Source organism: Luteibacter anthropi, from assembly GCF_023699965.1.
GTDB classification, from domain to species: domain Bacteria; phylum Pseudomonadota; class Gammaproteobacteria; order Xanthomonadales; family Rhodanobacteraceae; genus Luteibacter; species Luteibacter anthropi.
Map to the genome: position 1 here is coordinate 1,741,984 of NZ_CP077072.1, position 14,263 is coordinate 1,756,246.

15 protein-coding genes are annotated in these 14,263 nt (G+C 64.0%); 7 read left to right on the top strand and 8 right to left on the bottom strand.

What is annotated here, in order from left to right:
• Positions 1-152: 152 nt before the first annotated feature.
• Together KR767_RS07760 and KR767_RS07765 are read right to left on the bottom strand one after the other, a co-directional pair.
• Positions 153-476, bottom strand: coding sequence for a DUF3011 domain-containing protein (locus tag KR767_RS07760; RefSeq protein WP_250878709.1), 324 nt, complete (start codon positions 474-476; stop codon positions 153-155).
• Positions 477-490: 14 nt separating this feature from the next.
• The gene (locus KR767_RS07765) at positions 491-1,282 is read right to left on the bottom strand and encodes a MipA/OmpV family protein (protein WP_250878710.1); all 792 of its coding nucleotides are present in this window, start codon (positions 1,280-1,282) and stop codon (positions 491-493) included.
• Positions 1,283-1,479: 197 nt separating this feature from the next.
• On the opposite strand from KR767_RS07765, the gene KR767_RS07770 reads away from it, so the two are divergent.
• A complete protein-coding gene (locus tag KR767_RS07770) occupies positions 1,480-2,187 on the top strand; it encodes a response regulator (RefSeq protein ID WP_250878711.1) in 708 nt (235 codons plus the stop codon).
• A 6-nt stretch (positions 2,188-2,193) separates the two neighbouring features.
• On the top strand, positions 2,194-3,477 hold the full coding sequence (locus KR767_RS07775; RefSeq protein WP_250878712.1) for an ATP-binding protein: 1,284 nt from the start codon (positions 2,194-2,196) through the stop codon (positions 3,475-3,477).
• A gap of 682 nt (positions 3,478-4,159) precedes the next feature.
• Here KR767_RS07775 and KR767_RS07780 read toward each other — a convergent pair.
• Both KR767_RS07780 and KR767_RS07785 read right to left on the bottom strand, forming a co-directional pair.
• Positions 4,160-4,450, bottom strand: a complete 291-nt coding sequence (locus tag KR767_RS07780) for a hypothetical protein (RefSeq protein ID WP_250878713.1) — start codon at positions 4,448-4,450, stop codon at positions 4,160-4,162.
• Positions 4,447-4,779 (bottom strand): hypothetical protein, encoded by a 333-nt coding sequence (locus tag KR767_RS07785; protein WP_250878714.1) that lies wholly within the window; start codon positions 4,777-4,779, stop codon positions 4,447-4,449. The genes KR767_RS07780 and KR767_RS07785 overlap by 4 nt, the downstream gene beginning before the upstream one ends.
• A 1,355-nt stretch (positions 4,780-6,134) precedes the next feature.
• On the opposite strand from KR767_RS07785, the gene KR767_RS07790 reads away from it, so the two are divergent.
• The 4 genes from KR767_RS07790 to KR767_RS07805 are packed head-to-tail and all read left to right on the top strand — an operon-like array spanning position 6,135 to position 10,296.
• A complete protein-coding gene (locus KR767_RS07790; RefSeq protein WP_166946005.1) occupies positions 6,135-6,818 on the top strand; it encodes a DUF3348 domain-containing protein in 684 nt (227 codons plus the stop codon).
• 10 nt (positions 6,819-6,828) lie between these two features.
• Positions 6,829-9,111: a DUF802 domain-containing protein gene (locus KR767_RS07795; RefSeq protein ID WP_250878715.1), complete on the top strand. Its 2,283-nt coding sequence runs from the start codon at positions 6,829-6,831 to the stop codon at positions 9,109-9,111.
• Positions 9,108-9,758 carry an OmpA family protein gene (locus tag KR767_RS07800; protein ID WP_250878716.1) on the top strand — a complete coding sequence of 217 codons (651 nt, stop codon included), beginning with the start codon at positions 9,108-9,110 and terminating at the stop codon, positions 9,756-9,758. The genes KR767_RS07795 and KR767_RS07800 overlap by 4 nt, the downstream gene beginning before the upstream one ends.
• Complete coding sequence (locus KR767_RS07805) at positions 9,748-10,296, top strand: DUF2894 domain-containing protein (RefSeq protein ID WP_250878717.1); 549 nt, start codon at positions 9,748-9,750, stop codon at positions 10,294-10,296. Before KR767_RS07800 ends, KR767_RS07805 begins: the two co-directional genes overlap by 11 nt.
• 52 nt (positions 10,297-10,348) lie before the next feature.
• On the opposite strand, the gene KR767_RS07810 is transcribed toward KR767_RS07805, so the two are convergent.
• Positions 10,349-11,575: an MFS transporter gene (locus KR767_RS07810; RefSeq protein WP_166946013.1), complete on the bottom strand. Its 1,227-nt coding sequence runs from the start codon at positions 11,573-11,575 to the stop codon at positions 10,349-10,351.
• Positions 11,576-11,740: 165 nt separating this feature from the next.
• Positions 11,741-12,379: a TetR/AcrR family transcriptional regulator gene (locus KR767_RS07815; RefSeq protein ID WP_166946014.1), complete on the bottom strand. Its 639-nt coding sequence runs from the start codon at positions 12,377-12,379 to the stop codon at positions 11,741-11,743.
• Positions 12,380-12,470: 91 nt separating this feature from the next.
• Between KR767_RS07815 and KR767_RS07820 the strand changes: the two genes are divergently transcribed.
• The gene (locus KR767_RS07820; protein ID WP_166946016.1) at positions 12,471-13,136 is read left to right on the top strand and encodes an O-methyltransferase; all 666 of its coding nucleotides are present in this window, start codon (positions 12,471-12,473) and stop codon (positions 13,134-13,136) included.
• Positions 13,137-13,139: 3 nt separating this feature from the next.
• On the opposite strand, the gene KR767_RS07825 is transcribed toward KR767_RS07820, so the two are convergent.
• Together KR767_RS07825 and KR767_RS07830 are read right to left on the bottom strand one after the other, a co-directional pair.
• Positions 13,140-13,643 (bottom strand): P-loop nucleotide/nucleoside kinase family protein, encoded by a 504-nt coding sequence (locus KR767_RS07825; RefSeq protein ID WP_250878718.1) that lies wholly within the window; start codon positions 13,641-13,643, stop codon positions 13,140-13,142.
• A gap of 11 nt (positions 13,644-13,654) precedes the next feature.
• Complete coding sequence (locus KR767_RS07830; RefSeq protein WP_250878719.1) at positions 13,655-14,263, bottom strand: 2-hydroxychromene-2-carboxylate isomerase; 609 nt, start codon at positions 14,261-14,263, stop codon at positions 13,655-13,657.

Sequence of the window (14,263 nt, forward strand, 5' to 3'; positions counted from 1 at the left end):
TCCACAACCGCAGCGCCGAGGCGAAGGTCGCGTTACGAGGAATCCGTCGGGGGGTGTCACCGTGCCGCACGCCTGCTCCGTCATGGGTCGGGCGGCCTCGGCCGCATGGCGGCAGGATAAAGGATCGCCGTCCAGGCGGTAAGGACGCGGCCTCAGTCGTCCACGAGGATGTCGAAATCAGCGCGGCAGCCTTTGTCTACCCATACGGAGTGACGGCTCCAGCCCCAGCTGCGTCCGTATTCGCACTCGGATACCGACAGGCGCTCGCGCAGGCGCACCTTCAGCAGGCGTCCATCCACCTCGCATCGACGATAGGCATTCTCGTAACTGGCACAGGACAGGCCTTTCGACTCGCCGCGATCGCGACCATGGTCCGGATCGTGGCCGCGCCAGCTGGGATCGGCGGCGCATCCGGCGAAGAGGATCAGGCCGAGCAGCGAGAGGTAGTGCAACACTCGTACAAAGGTCACGTACATGGTGTGTTCCTCCCTCAAAAGCGGTAATCGACGGATGCGCCTGCGAGATAGCCCATCTTCTTCTGCACGATGGGGCTGTCGCCGACGTCCTTGAGGTAGCGGGTGCCTTCGGCCGTGAAGCAGGTCATCCAGTGTTCGCCGAAGCGGTGCGTCCAGGTCACGCCGGCCGTGGCCGCGTGCAGGCCCGCGCCGGGCGTAAAGCGCTGGAAATGCGTGTTGGCGGCCTGCTTATCCGTGACGCCGAAGTAGGTCTGGTTGTAGTCGGCGTTGCCGTAGTGGAGGGCGGCATTGAGATCGATGCTGTCGTTCTCGCCGCTCCAGGCCAACACATGGCCGGTGAGGTGGTAGCTCATGCCGTAATCAGCATGGTTCACGGCCTTGCTGGCGACGAGACCGATGTCGGCACGCTGGCCAAGCTTCAGGCCCATGCCCACATTGGCGAGCACGGACGGCTTGATATCACCCATGCCCTTGAGGAAGTCCGAGCCGGGGCGCGCCACGTCGTCCTGGTCCTTGCGGCCCGCGTCCATGCCGGCCGACGTGGTGATGAAGAACTGGTCGGTAAGGCGGAAGCGAAACCCGACGCCCTGCATGCCATCGATGAAGAAGCCATTGCGGAAGGTGAAGGAGGCATCCAGCAGCGGGGAAACGCGGTAGTCCTTGCTGCCGGCATAGCGCGGCACATAAGCGGCACCCAGGCCGACGTAGGCCGGCGGGGGCGTGTCGCCGCTGCTGTCCTGGGCATGCGCGCAGGGAGCCAGCAAGGGCAGGGCAAGGGCGAGATACAGGGGGCGGATCGATTTCACGGGGGGTACTCCGGACCTGGGAATGGGAACAGGACAGGAGCGTAGGTACCCTGCGGCGGAAAGACTGTGGGGTCTTTGCGGGGCAATTGTGCTTATGTGTAGATGCCGGTTACAAATAAACACAATTTCGCCGGCGTAATCGATGGTGGGGCGCCGGGGCCAGTGCTATGTTGCCGACGAATCCGGTTCGTGACGCCATGCATAGACTACTTCTCATCGAGGACGACCAGCGCCTCGCCGCGCTCGTATCGGAGTTCCTCGGCCGCTACGCTTTCGACGTTCGCATCTGCCCGCGGGGTGATATCGCCGTGGCGGCATTCAACGACATCGCACCCGACGTGGTGGTGCTTGACCTGATGCTTCCCGGCATGGATGGTGTGGAGGTCTGTCGCCGTCTGCGGCAGTTGAGCGACACGCCCATCGTGATGCTTACGGCACGTGTCGATACGATGGACCAGATCTCCGGGCTTGAACTGGGTGCGGACGATTACGTGCTGAAGCCCGTGGAGCCGCGCTTGCTACTGGCGAGGATTCGGGCGGTGATGCGCCGGACGACGGCGGCTGAGCGCACCCCGGAAGCATCGCGCGATAACGTACTGACGTATGGCAACCTGCGCATCGATGAGCTGTCACGCGACGTCGCCTGGAAGGGCGATTCGGTGGACCTGAAAACCACCGAGTACAACCTGCTCCTGGCATTCGCGCACGCGCCAGGTCGCGTGTTGAGTCGCGACGAGTTGATGAAGCAGTTGCGCGGCATCGAGTTCGACGGGCTGGATCGCACCATCGATGCGGGGGTGTCACGGTTGCGTCGCAAGTTCGACGACATGGCGCAGGAGCCGCAGAAGTTCAAGACGGTGTGGGGCAGGGGATACCTGTTCAATCCGTATGCGTGGGACGAGTAGACAGCCATGTTGCGTACGTTCTACAAGCTCTATCTTTTTCTCATCCTGGGACTTGCCATGGCGGCCGTCGTGGTGGTGCCGGCCATGCAATATCTGCTGGTGGTGCGCCTGAGTCCCTCGGATGCGGAAGATCTGCGCTCCACCATGTACGTGCTCCGCGACATGCTGGCCGGTCAGGACAACGCGAAACGACAGCAGACCCTGGATGACGTGCAGCCGGCGCTGGCGATGGTCCGGTTTGAACTGGTGGACAGGTCGCGGATTCCATTGACGGAAACGCAGGGGCGGCAGCTCGACCTGGGTTATGCCGTTGATATGGGGCCGGACGACATCCTGCTCGCCATCCCGCCATCGCATCAGCTACTGCATACGCGGCAGATGCAGTCGCCAGGCTCAAGTGCGGTGTTCCGTGTACTGGCATGGTCGATGGTGGCGGCCGTGATGCTTGGTGGCCTGTTCCTGTGGCTGAGATCACATTGGCGCGACCTGGAAATCCTTCGCGAGGCAGCCCAGCGCTTCGGTGACGGCGAGCTGCACGTGCGCTCGGGCCTACCGGCGCGTTCCAGCGTGGCGCCGCTGGCTACTAAATTCGACAGCATGGCCTCGCGTATCCAGACCCTGGTATCCACGCAGAGCGAAATGATCAATGCAATATCGCATGAGCTGCGCACACCCATCGCGCGCTTCGGCTTTGCGCTGGCCCTGCTGAAATCAAGTGATGATGAGGACGAGCGACGCCGCTATATCGACATGATGTCGGAAGACATCGGTGAGCTCGACCAGCTCGTAAGCGAACTGCTTTCCTACGGCGCACTGGGCCAGCCGGGTCGCGAGCCGGAGCGCTGCAAGGTCAACGTCACCGAGTTCATCGACAGCGTAACCGGCAGCCTCGCGCTGGAAATGGAATTGCGCGACATCCATTGCCACGTATCGGTGTTTCCAGCGGATGCGGTGGCACAGTTCGATCCGAAGCTCACGGCCCGCGCCCTCATGAACCTCATCCGCAACGCCATGCGCTACGGCCGTGGCCACATCGACATCACGGCCACCATGGAGCGCGGCATCCTGGTCATCCGCGTCGACGACGACGGCATCGGCATCCCCGCCGCCGACCGCAAATCCATCTTCGAACCCTTCCACCGCCTCGACCGCAGCCGCGACCGCAGCACCGGCGGCTTCGGCCTGGGCCTGGCCATCGTCCGCCGCGCCATCACTTCCCAGGGCGGCCACGTCGACGTAGGCGACTCCCCCACGGGCGGCGCCCGCTTCACCCTCCACCTCCCCCTGTAGGAGCGCGCCTCGCGCGCGACCGGTTGGAATGGTGTCGCTCCGTAGTAAAGCGGTCCTTGTGGTGCGTCGCTTCGTAGGGAGGGCTCGCCTATCGGCCTCGCGCTCGGCGCCTGTGGCGTGGTCGCTTAGAGGCGACGGGGGCGGCCCTTGTCGCTCCGGCCTGCGGTGTCCCTCGGGAAAGGAGGAGCCGCTGCGCGGCTCAGTGTCTTATGGCTTGCGCCCCTTCGGGCACGGTGAGCGGGCGGGGTTTCCTGACTCGACATCCTGTCTCGGCAGGAAAGGCCGGCCTTCCTGGCCGGCCCCGCTTCGCGGCCTTTTCCGCCCACTCCCCTCACCTCCATCAAGTCGCGCCAAGCGCCGCCCCCGCCGCCTCTCCCGAACGGGATCGCAGGCTGTTGTAGGAGCGCGCCTGCGCGCGACCGATTGTCACGAACACCATCATCGTTTCGATTCCACCGGTCGCGCGCAAGCACGCTCCTACAACTTTTCCGCCCGCTCCACTCACCTCCATCACCTCGCGCCAAGGGGCGCCCCCGTCGCCTCTCCCCACGTGATCGCAGGCTGTTGTAGGAGCGCGCCTGCGCGCGACCGGTTGTCGCGAAAACCATCATCGTTTCGATGCATCCGGTCGCGCGCAAGGCGCGCTCCTACAGGGATACGGTGTCGTCAGGCGCATCGCTTCCTACCGCGACATCCCCCAAAGCCAGACCGCCCCCAACGACGCGCCCACCAATCCCGCACTGGCCGCTTCAAACACCATGCCCGGCCACACCTCCCGCGGTAGCAGACACCCGTGCGCCGCCATATCGCCCACGGCAAACGACCCGGCGATAAACGCCACAAACGACAACACCGAAAATATCCGCGCCCCCGTCGCCAGCGAACACCTCTGGCCATAGCTGCTCAGGTAGACAAGCAGGTTCACCACCAGCAACACCAGCGCCACACCCACTTCCCACAGCCCCACGATCATTTCGCGCCTCCCAGTGCGCGCACCTCATCCCACATACGCCGCACGTTCGCCTGCCTGGTGCATTGCAGACCCATGCGATAGAGCACGTTGACGCCGGACATCGCCCGCGCCACACAGCGTTGATTCGGCAATTCGGTTTCGGCCATGTACTCCGTAAGGACAGACTGCATCGCCTCGGCATACGCCTGCCACGCGGTCGCGTCATTCATCAACGTATCCATGCTGGCCTCAGTATTCAGGCCAAAGCTCCCCTCGCCGAGGACGCCATCGTTTTTCGGATCACTCATCTCGTTGGTTTTCCCTAAAGCGCCGCCTTCCGAGCGGGGCACGCCAAGGGCCGTGCCCCTCATCGACTCGGGCGACGAGATCTCACGATTCCCGCGTTTTGTCCGGTTTTCTCACAGGCAGGGCGCTACGCGCCGGGTGCGACGGCAGAGCCAGAAACCGTGAGGAATCAGGACGAACGCGGGCGTTAGCCGCGTCCTGACGAGCGTTTAGGACGTCCCTGGACCGTCCGGGACAGACGGTGGGTGTGAGAATGCCTTAAGATTTGGCACAGCCATATCAACTCCTAACTCAGTTGGTTTGGTCAGCGGGCGGAGGTGTTAGCGCACCTCCGTTCCGCGTCTTTCTCGATACGTCGAGCGATGGTTGTCTGCCGAGCCGTCAACGAACAAGCAGACAACGCGCACACCGTACCAAATTGCGCATGCGTTTGGGTATGGAAATATTCTCAAAAATCGCCCCCGTCGTTCCTGCGCACGCAGGAACCCAGCGCCTCGGTTTGCCAGCAAACACGATGACGTTGCATCGGCTTTGGCGCCAATCGTTTCGATATCCATCCAGCGCCACACAATCCCTGTAGGAGCGTGCTTGCGCGCGACCGGTGGAATCGAAACGATGATGGTGTTCGCGATAACCGGTCGCGCGCAGGCACGCTCCTACACGACAGTAGTTACGCCAGGTTAGTCGTGAGGTGGCGCCGGTCGCATCAGCGATTCATCGTGCGACACCGCATCCCTGTAGGAGCGTGCTTGCGAGCGACCCGTGGAATTGAAACGATGATGGTGTTCGCGATAACCGGTCGCGCGCAGGCGCGCTCCTACACGGCAGTAGTTAGGCCAGGTTAGTCGTGAGGTGGCGCCGGTCGCATCGGCGATCCGTCTTGCGACACCGCATCCCTGTAGGAGCGTGCTTGCGCGCGACCGGTGGGAATCGAAACGATGATGGTGTTCGCGACAACCGGTCGCGCGCAGGCGCGCTCCTACAACAAGCCGCGATCACGATGGGGAGAGGCGGCGGGGGCGGCCCTTGGCGCGACTTGATGGAGGTGAGGGGAGTGGGCGGAAAAGGCCCTAAGGGGGCCGGCCAGGAAGGCCGGCCTTTTTCGCCGAGGCAGGAGCCGAGTCGAAAAACCCCGCCCGCTCCCCGTGCCCGAAGGGGCGAAGCCATAAGACACTGAGCCGCGCAGCGGCTCCTCCTTTCCCGAGGGACACCGCAGGCCGGCGCGCCAAGGGCCGCCCCCGCTGCCTCCAGGCGACCACGCCACAGGCGCCGAGCGCGAGGCCGACAGGCGAGCCCCCCTACGAAGCAGAACACACCAGCCCCGAGCCCATTCAGCTTCCCACGGCCCACCCCACGTTTCGCGTGTAAAATGCCCGTCTTTTGGCCAGTAGACCCCTAAGTGCAGGCACCTGAACGAACGACTGTCCGCGGCCCGACGTTCATCCGCTTGATCGCCCGTCTCAGCCGCGCCCCGGCTCCGCAGCCGGGCGGCTCGCTGCCGGACCGGCTCAGCCGCTGGCTGGCCTGGAGCCATGCCATTGCGCTGTCCACGGCGCTGGACGGCAAGCTGCCCGAGGCTCCTGAGGATGCCCCCCTCTTTGGCAGTGCCGTGGAGGAGGAGTGTGTCCGGGCTCGGGCGCAGCTGGCCCAGGCCATCGTGACGGGACGCGAGCCGGTGGCCGTGCCGGCACGGGGTGGGCAGGTGCCTGCGGCTGATGCGCCGCCCGAATACGTCGTTTTCCGCCAGCGTTACCTCACCATGCAACGGGCCATGCAGGCCGCCACCGGGCGCCTGCGCGGCGACCTGCGCGATATGCTGGCCGGTCGTTCCCCTGACATGGGGCGGCTGGCAGAGGTGGATGCCGTGATGGAGCGCTCCTTGAGCCCGCTCGAACACGGCCTGCTGGCTAATGTCCCTATCCTTCTCGCCGAGCGCTTCGAACGCCTGCGTCGCCTTGCCCCGGAAGACTCCCTCGCGTGGGTCGATGTCTTCCGCAAGGACATGCAGAGCGTGCTGCTCGCGGAGCTGGATGTCCGCTTCCAACCGATCGAAGGGCTGCTTGCCGCCCTTCGCGCCAGTTAACCGGAAAATCATGTTCAGAAACCTTATTCCTTCCGTCGTGTTCCTTGCCGGCCTGGCCGTGGTCTGCTGGATCGGTGTGGGCTACGTGGGCTCCAATCCGCTCGGTGCCGCCATCGCGATCCTGGTGGGCGTGTGCTACCTGGCCGGTGCGATGGAGCTTTACCGCTATCGCCAGGGCACCACGGCGCTGCGTTCAGCGGTTGGCGAACTGAATGCGACACCCGAGAGCATCGATGGCTGGCTGACCCGCCTGCCCGAAGGCCTGCGCAATGCCGTCCGCCTGCGCGTGGCGGGTGAGCGCGTGGCGTTGCCCGCACCAACCCTTACTCCTTACCTCGTTGGCCTGCTCGTCCTGCTGGGCATGCTGGGTACCTTGCTGGGCATGATGGCAACGCTGCGCGGCACCGGGCTCGCGCTGGAAAGTGCCACCGACCTGCAAGCCATGCGTGGCTCGCTGGCGGCACCCGTGAAGGGGCTGGGTTTTGCGTTCGGCACATCGATCGCGGGTATCGCCACGTCGGCGATGCTGGGCCTGCTTTCGGCGCTGGTCCGTCGCGACCGCATGCTGGCGGTGCAGTCGCTTGATGCGAAGCTCGGCACCACCTTGCGCGAGCATTCGCAGACGCATCAGCGCGAGGAATCCCTGCGCCTGATGCGGCAGCAGGCAGAGGCCATGCCGCTGCTGGTCGATCGCCTCGAAGCGATGATGGCGTCGATCGAGAAGCACAACGTGGATGCCACCGAGCGCCAGCTTGCCAGCCAGCAGGCGTTTCACGCCACAGCGGAGGCGATCTACACGAAGCTTGCCGCGTCGGTGGAGCAGTCGCTTAAGGAAGGCATCGCGGATAGCGCGCGTGCCGCCAGCGCGTCGATCCAGCCAGCCGTCGAGGCCACCATGGCCGGGCTTGCCGGTGAAACTACCGCCCTGCGCGAAACGGTGACGCAGGCGGTGCAGCGTCAGCTGGACGGCCTGTCGGCGGGTTTCGACGCATCCAGCAAGGCACTGTCGAGTTCGTGGGGGGATGCCTTGTCGCAGCAGCACGAAACGAATGCGGCGCTTGTGCGGGATCTGCAAGGTTCGTTGTCGAAGTTTGCCGATACGTTTGAAAAGCGCTCCGCTGATCTGGTCGATGGGGTTGCAACGCGTCTGGATGCGGTGGGAGCCGGCGCAGTCAGTGCATGGAACGATGCATTGGCGAAGCAGGAAGCGGCCAATGATGCGCTCGGGTCGCGTAACGCCCAGGCACTGGATGCCGTTACGGCAGCCTTCGGCGAACGCGCTGCCGCCCTCGTCGATACGGTGAGCCGCTCGCATGCCGAGATGCAGTCCGTGCTGGAGTCGCGTGATGCGCAGCGTCTTGCGCAGTGGAAGGACGCGCTGGCTGAAGTCACTACCGGCCTCAACACCCAATGGACGCAGGCCAGCGAACAAGCATTCGCAGGTCAGCAGGCCATCGTCGATGGCTTCGAGCGCACGGCGAACGAGATCGTTGCCGGTGTGCAGGTGCGTTCCGGCGAAACCATTGCCGAAGTTGCGCGCCTGGCGCAGGGCTCGGTGGACGCACTTGGCTCGGTCGCCAAGACCTTGCAGTCCCAGTGGGAACAGGCGGGCGAAAAGGTTGCCAGCCAGCAGCAGGCCATCTGCGACACGCTGGAGCGCACGGCCGAATCCATCACGGCCAGCGCAAAGACGCATGCCGGCGAAACCATCGCCGAGATCTCGCGTCTGGTCGAGGCCGCGGCCGAAGCGCCGAAGGTGGCGGCCGAAGTGGTGGGCGAGCTGCGCCAGAAGCTGTCGGACAGCATGGTTCGCGATACTTCGATGCTGGAAGAGCGCACGCGCCTGCTGGCCACACTTGAAACCCTGCTCGATGCCGTCAACCACGCATCGGTCGAACAGCGCACGGCGATCGATGCCCTGGTCGGCACCTCGGCCGAACTGCTTGAGCGTGTCGGTACGCGCTTTACGGATCACATCGAAGCCGAGACGGGCAAGCTGGAAGCCGTGGCGGCACAGGTCACCGGCAGCGCGGCGGAAGTTGCGAGCCTGGGCGAGGCCTTCGGTGCGGCCGTGCAGATGTTCGGGCAATCGAACGACCAGCTCATGGAGCGTTTGCAGCACATCGCCCAAGCGCTGGACCAGACCTCGACGCGCAGCGACGAACAGCTGGCCTACTACGTCGCACAGGCGCGCGAAGTGGTGGACCTCAGCGTGCTGTCGCAGAAACAGATTCTCGAAGACATGCAGCGCCTCGGTGCCTCGCGTGAGAGCGAAGGAAACGACGCCGCATGAATGACGAGATCGATCTCGAAGGGGAATCGTCCACTCCGATCTGGGCCGCCTTCGGCGACCTGATGTCGGTGCTGCTGGGTGCCTTCGTGCTGATTCTCGTGGGCGTGATCGGCGTGCAGCTGCAACTGACCAGCCGGCTCGACCAGGAAGTGAAGCAGCACCAGGCGGAAACCCAGCGGCGCGTGTCGCTGGAGCAGGCGCTGGCCGTGCCGCTCGCCAGCGGCCGGGTTACGCTGGTCAACGGCCGCATCGGCATCAGCGGCAGCGTGCTGTTCGCACTCAATTCCGATCAGCTCCAGCCGGAAGGCCTGGATCTGCTGAAGAGCCTCGCCGGCCCGCTCACGGCCTACCTGCGCTCGCGCGATGAAATCCTCATGGTCAGCGGTTTCACCGATGATCAGATCGTGCACGAAGGCAACCGTCGCTATGCGGATAACTGGGAGCTGTCGGCGCAGCGTGCGCTGACCGTGACCCGTGCGCTGGTAAGTGAAGGCGTGCCGGCGTCGTCGGTGTTCGCGGCGGCGTTCGGACAGGAGCAGCCGGTGGCATCCAATACCGATGAGGATGGCCGGGCGAAGAACCGCCGCGTGGAGATCGCGCCGATCCCGAAGCCATCCAATGCGCCCGCGAACGCCCATGGTCCGTGATGCGGCCCGCGCCATCCGGCATAGCCTGGTCGAGGCGCTCGAACGCCGGGCATCGTCGATGGAAGGTCCCGCGCGGCGCCTGCTCGACGAGCGCATCACCGCGCTGCGCGCGACGCCTGAGGAAGCCGGCGACGTCGTTGCGAGCGAACGCACGCGTGGCCCTCTGGGCCAGCTGGTCGATGGCATGACGCCCCCGGCGCCTACCTGGCCTGAGCTGCCGGAGCTGGAAGCCTTTCATCTGCTATGGGATGCACAGCGCTCGGAAAGCCAGTTCCGCCAGTCGCTCGATCATGTGCCGACGGATGCAGGGCCGTTGAATTCCAGCGCGCTGGTGCATCGCTCGATCGCCTTGATGCAGGAACTGTCGCCGCCTTATCTGCGCCACTTCCTTTCCTACGTCGATGACCTGTCCTGGCTCGAACAGATGAGCGCGGCATCGGCGCCGGCAGTAAAGGAAAGCCCGAAGCCGAAGGCGGTAAAGGCGCCCAAAGCTCCCAAGGCACCCGCTGCGAAGAAGCGCACGCGCAAGAAGACCTGAGTGGGTGTGAGAAGAGGGGCGCCGGGAGGCGCCCCTCTTTTTCAAGCAGGTTTCAAGCGGACGCCGTGCGCTCGTGTCGCCGGATGGTCGTCGCTAGTCCGATGGCCGCGCCGATGGCAACCGGTATACCGATCAGCCAGGGCAGCGTTGCGGCCATGCCATACAGAAGCATTCCCGTTGCCGGACCTGCGGAGTCCTTCAGGTCATTGACTGTCGAGACCGCCGCCATATAAGACGCGCGTGATTTCGGGGGAGCCAGGGCATTCACCGTAACCGGCACCAGGGGACCGAACAGCACCTGTGCCAGGGAGAACAACGTCACGCTGGCATAGAGGGTGAGCGCCACCGGTGGCAGAAGCAAAAGCAGGAAGGCAGCGGCCAGCGTCATGCCGGATGCGATGACCAGCGGGTACGACGAGATGCGCTCGCTCCACTTCGTCACGGGCCATTGCAGCAAGGCCATTACGGCGGCACCGTAGGTAAACAGCAGGCCCACGCCAGAAGGTGACAGTGCGTGCTCCCCGTTGGCATACAGGGGAATGACCGCCGCCGACCAGCCGTCCACGATTTCCAGAAGCACGAACCACAGCAACAGCATGGCAAGTCGGCGGTCGCGGAAGGCGGGAAACAGCGCGGACAGCCCTTCTTCGTCTTCCTCATCGTCGTGCGCCGATCGCTCTTCCAGCGGACGCGTTTCGGGCAGCAGGCAGAACACAAGCAGTGCAGCGACCAGAAGCGATATTCCGCAACCGACAAACACGGTGTTCAGCGATAGCAGTGCCAGCGCGGCACCCAATGCGGGACCGGCAATATGTCCCGCACCGGATGCGATGCGTGCCGATGCAAAACGCATGCGCAACCGATCTTCCGGCACCACATCGGCAATCACGGTCTGTACGGTCGGATGCAAGGCACACTCGAAAATGCCGATCGCCAGCAGGCATAAAGCGATGGCGAATACACCGTGCATCTGCGAGAGAAGCACGAAGCCAAGCCCTACACCAAGCGTGGAGCACAGAAGCACGGGGCGCCGTCCGATGCGGTCGGCGATGCCACCGAGCAGGGGCGTGGCCAGAAGCTCTCCGCCGGCATAGCAGGCGAGCAAAAGGCCGATGTAACGCGTGGGAATACCCGCCTCATGCTGCGCCCACAGGGCGAAGAACGGCATCAGCGCGCCGTCGGCGAGGCTGGCAAGGAAAAACAGGAAGAGCCCGAGGCGGTCCGGGGCGATGGGGCCGCGGCCAAGGAGGGGCGCGGCAAGGAACGTAGGTGGTTTCATGTCGTCAACTCATGCGCAAGGACGCGAATGCAGGCATTCGCGATACGGAGCGCGTTGGTTGACGTGAACGCTTACGACAGCCCGGTCAGGGCCGCGAGCGAAACGTAGCAGGGCCTATCCGGCACTTCAAGTGCAGTCGCCGGGCGTATGGCGCAGCAAACCTGGCTAGGACGATCTGGCCCCACAACTCACAAGGTAAGCGCAAAGCATGTCCGCGACGGCATCGGAATAGGCGGAAATCTCGCCCGCATCGTGGCGTTGCTCGGAGAATTCCTTGCCGAGGGCGCCGAGCGTGGTAGAGACGATGTCTGTCACCGTGGCAATGGTGGTTTCAGGGGCTGCAGGCAGCACCTCACGTATGAACGTTTCATAGCGTCGCGTTCCCTCGGTCCTCAAATCATGGGCTTCGGGAGCGACGCGATATAGCGGCGCCGCATCGTTCAGCGCTGAGCGTACGCCGACTTCATCGCATTCGGACTGGATGAAGGCATGCGTCAGCCGACGAAGGCGTTGCAGGGGCGAGGTGGCCTTGTCTTCAAGGATGTCCCGCATCATCGCCGAGGTCTGCTGCCATTCGTCGCTTTGCAGGCGGAACAGGATGGCGGCCTTGTTCGGGAAATACTGGTAGATGGAGCCGACGCTGACGCCGGCCTTCTCGGCCACCCGGGCCGTGGTGAAGCGCTGCGCGCCTTCCTTGGCCAGAACCTGAGCTGCGGCTTCCAGGACGATGGCGATCAGCCCTTCAGAACGTGTCTGCTTGGGTGATTTCCTTAAGGAAATCGTTGGGTTGCGGCGCTCTGGCATGGGCGGGTCCTAATGCGATTAGAAAACCTGACGAATTGATCGCATTCTAATCCGGCGTCGACCAGCACGCATCTGCCCCGGAGATTCTCCCTTGTCTACCCTGACCTGCGCCCCCGTGGCGCCTCTTATCGACCGTCTTTTCGACGAAGCCGCCCGCGCTTCGCCGCTCGACGTGCCCGCCGTGGCATCGCTGACGGCAGGCGAACGCAATCGCCTGATGCGCAGCAAGACCGACTACCTGGACTTCTATGGGCATCTGAAGGACATGCCGCTGGCGGTGTCCCGCGAAACAGGCATGTTGCTCTACATGCTCGTACGCCACAGCCGTGCGCGTAGCGTCGTGGAATTCGGTACGTCGTTCGGCATTTCCACGTTGTATATCGCAGCGGCACTTCGTGATAACGGCGGTGGTCACGTCATCACCTGCGAGTTCGAACCGTCGAAAGTGCAGCGTGCGCGCCGGCACCTTACGGAAGCGGGCCTCATCGACCTCGTGGAAATACGCGAAGGCGATGCGCTGCACACCCTGCGCAGCGACCTGCCCGCGTTGGTGGATGTACTGCTGCTCGACGGTGCCAAGGCCCTCTATGCCGACGTGCTCGACCTCGTTGAAGCGAATCTGCGGCCCGGTGCACTCGTGGTGGCCGACAATGCCGAGTACAACCCCGAGTATCTTGACCGGGTACGTTCGGCGGGAGGCGGATACCTCTCCGTTCCCTTCGCGGATGACGTGGAATTGTCGCTGCGTCTGTACTGAGGTTCAGGCCTGGGCGACGACCTGTACATCGTGTATCTCGATCTCCACATCGTCCATCGGCTGCCAGTGATCGCTGGCCATTTCGAAAAACGCTTCCGGTACCTCCATGGCGAAGGTAGGGCCTTTCTCGCGGTTGCGCCGCTGGACGCGTTCCCTGCGAACCTCGCGGGGTGCATCGAGAAGGTAGACGATCATGTCGTAGCCGGCTTCGTCGACCATGGCGTAGAAGCGTTCTCGGCTGGCCCGTTCGACCAGTCCCAGTTCAAGCACCACGTCGTGTCCGCGATCCAGGATGTCGCGGGCTGTGGTCCAGATTTGGGTGAAGCAGCGTTCCTTGCGTTCGACGTACCAGGGCATGAGGCCTTCGGCGGGACGGTCCGGGCTGAACAGGCGGACGAACCAGGCATCGAGGATCAGCGCCGGTGCCGCGTGCAGCAACTGAAGGCTGGCGACATACGTGGACTTGCCGGCACCGACCGGGCCTTCCACCAGATGAATCCTTGCCATGCGTGCTCTCCTTAAAATCGTATTGTAGCGGAGCGATGTTTCAGGGCGAACGCCATGGCGTCGTCGAGACGGTCGTCGCCCCAGAACATTTCGTCGCCCACAAAGAAGGTGGGGGCGCCGAAGATGCCGCGTGCTGCGGCCCGGTTGGTCTGTTCGCGAAGTTTGTCCTTGTTTGCCGTGGATACGGCTTCATCAAGAATGGCTTGCGCAGGCAGGCCAAGCCGGTCGAGCACGCGGGCAAGGGTATCGGCGCTGTCGATATCCTCGTCTGCCGCGAAGTTGAGCTTCATGACTTCACGCGAAAACGCGGCGATCCACGGCTGCTGCGCGCCGACGAGTGCGACTCTTGCAGTAAGGATCGACCGTCGCGGAAAGACACTGGGCACCGACCAGGGAAGGTCATAAAGCTCGCAACGCCGGGCCATGTCGCGCCATACGTACTGGCGCTTCAGGTCCTGCGACACGAAGGGCGAGGATTCCCAGCCCAGCGACTGGAAGATCGGGCCGAGCAGGAAAGGGCGCCATGTGATATCCACGCCGTGCCGTCGCGCGAGTGTTTCAATGCGCATCACCGACAGATAGCTGTAGTTGCTGCCGAAGTCGAACCAGAACTCGATCAT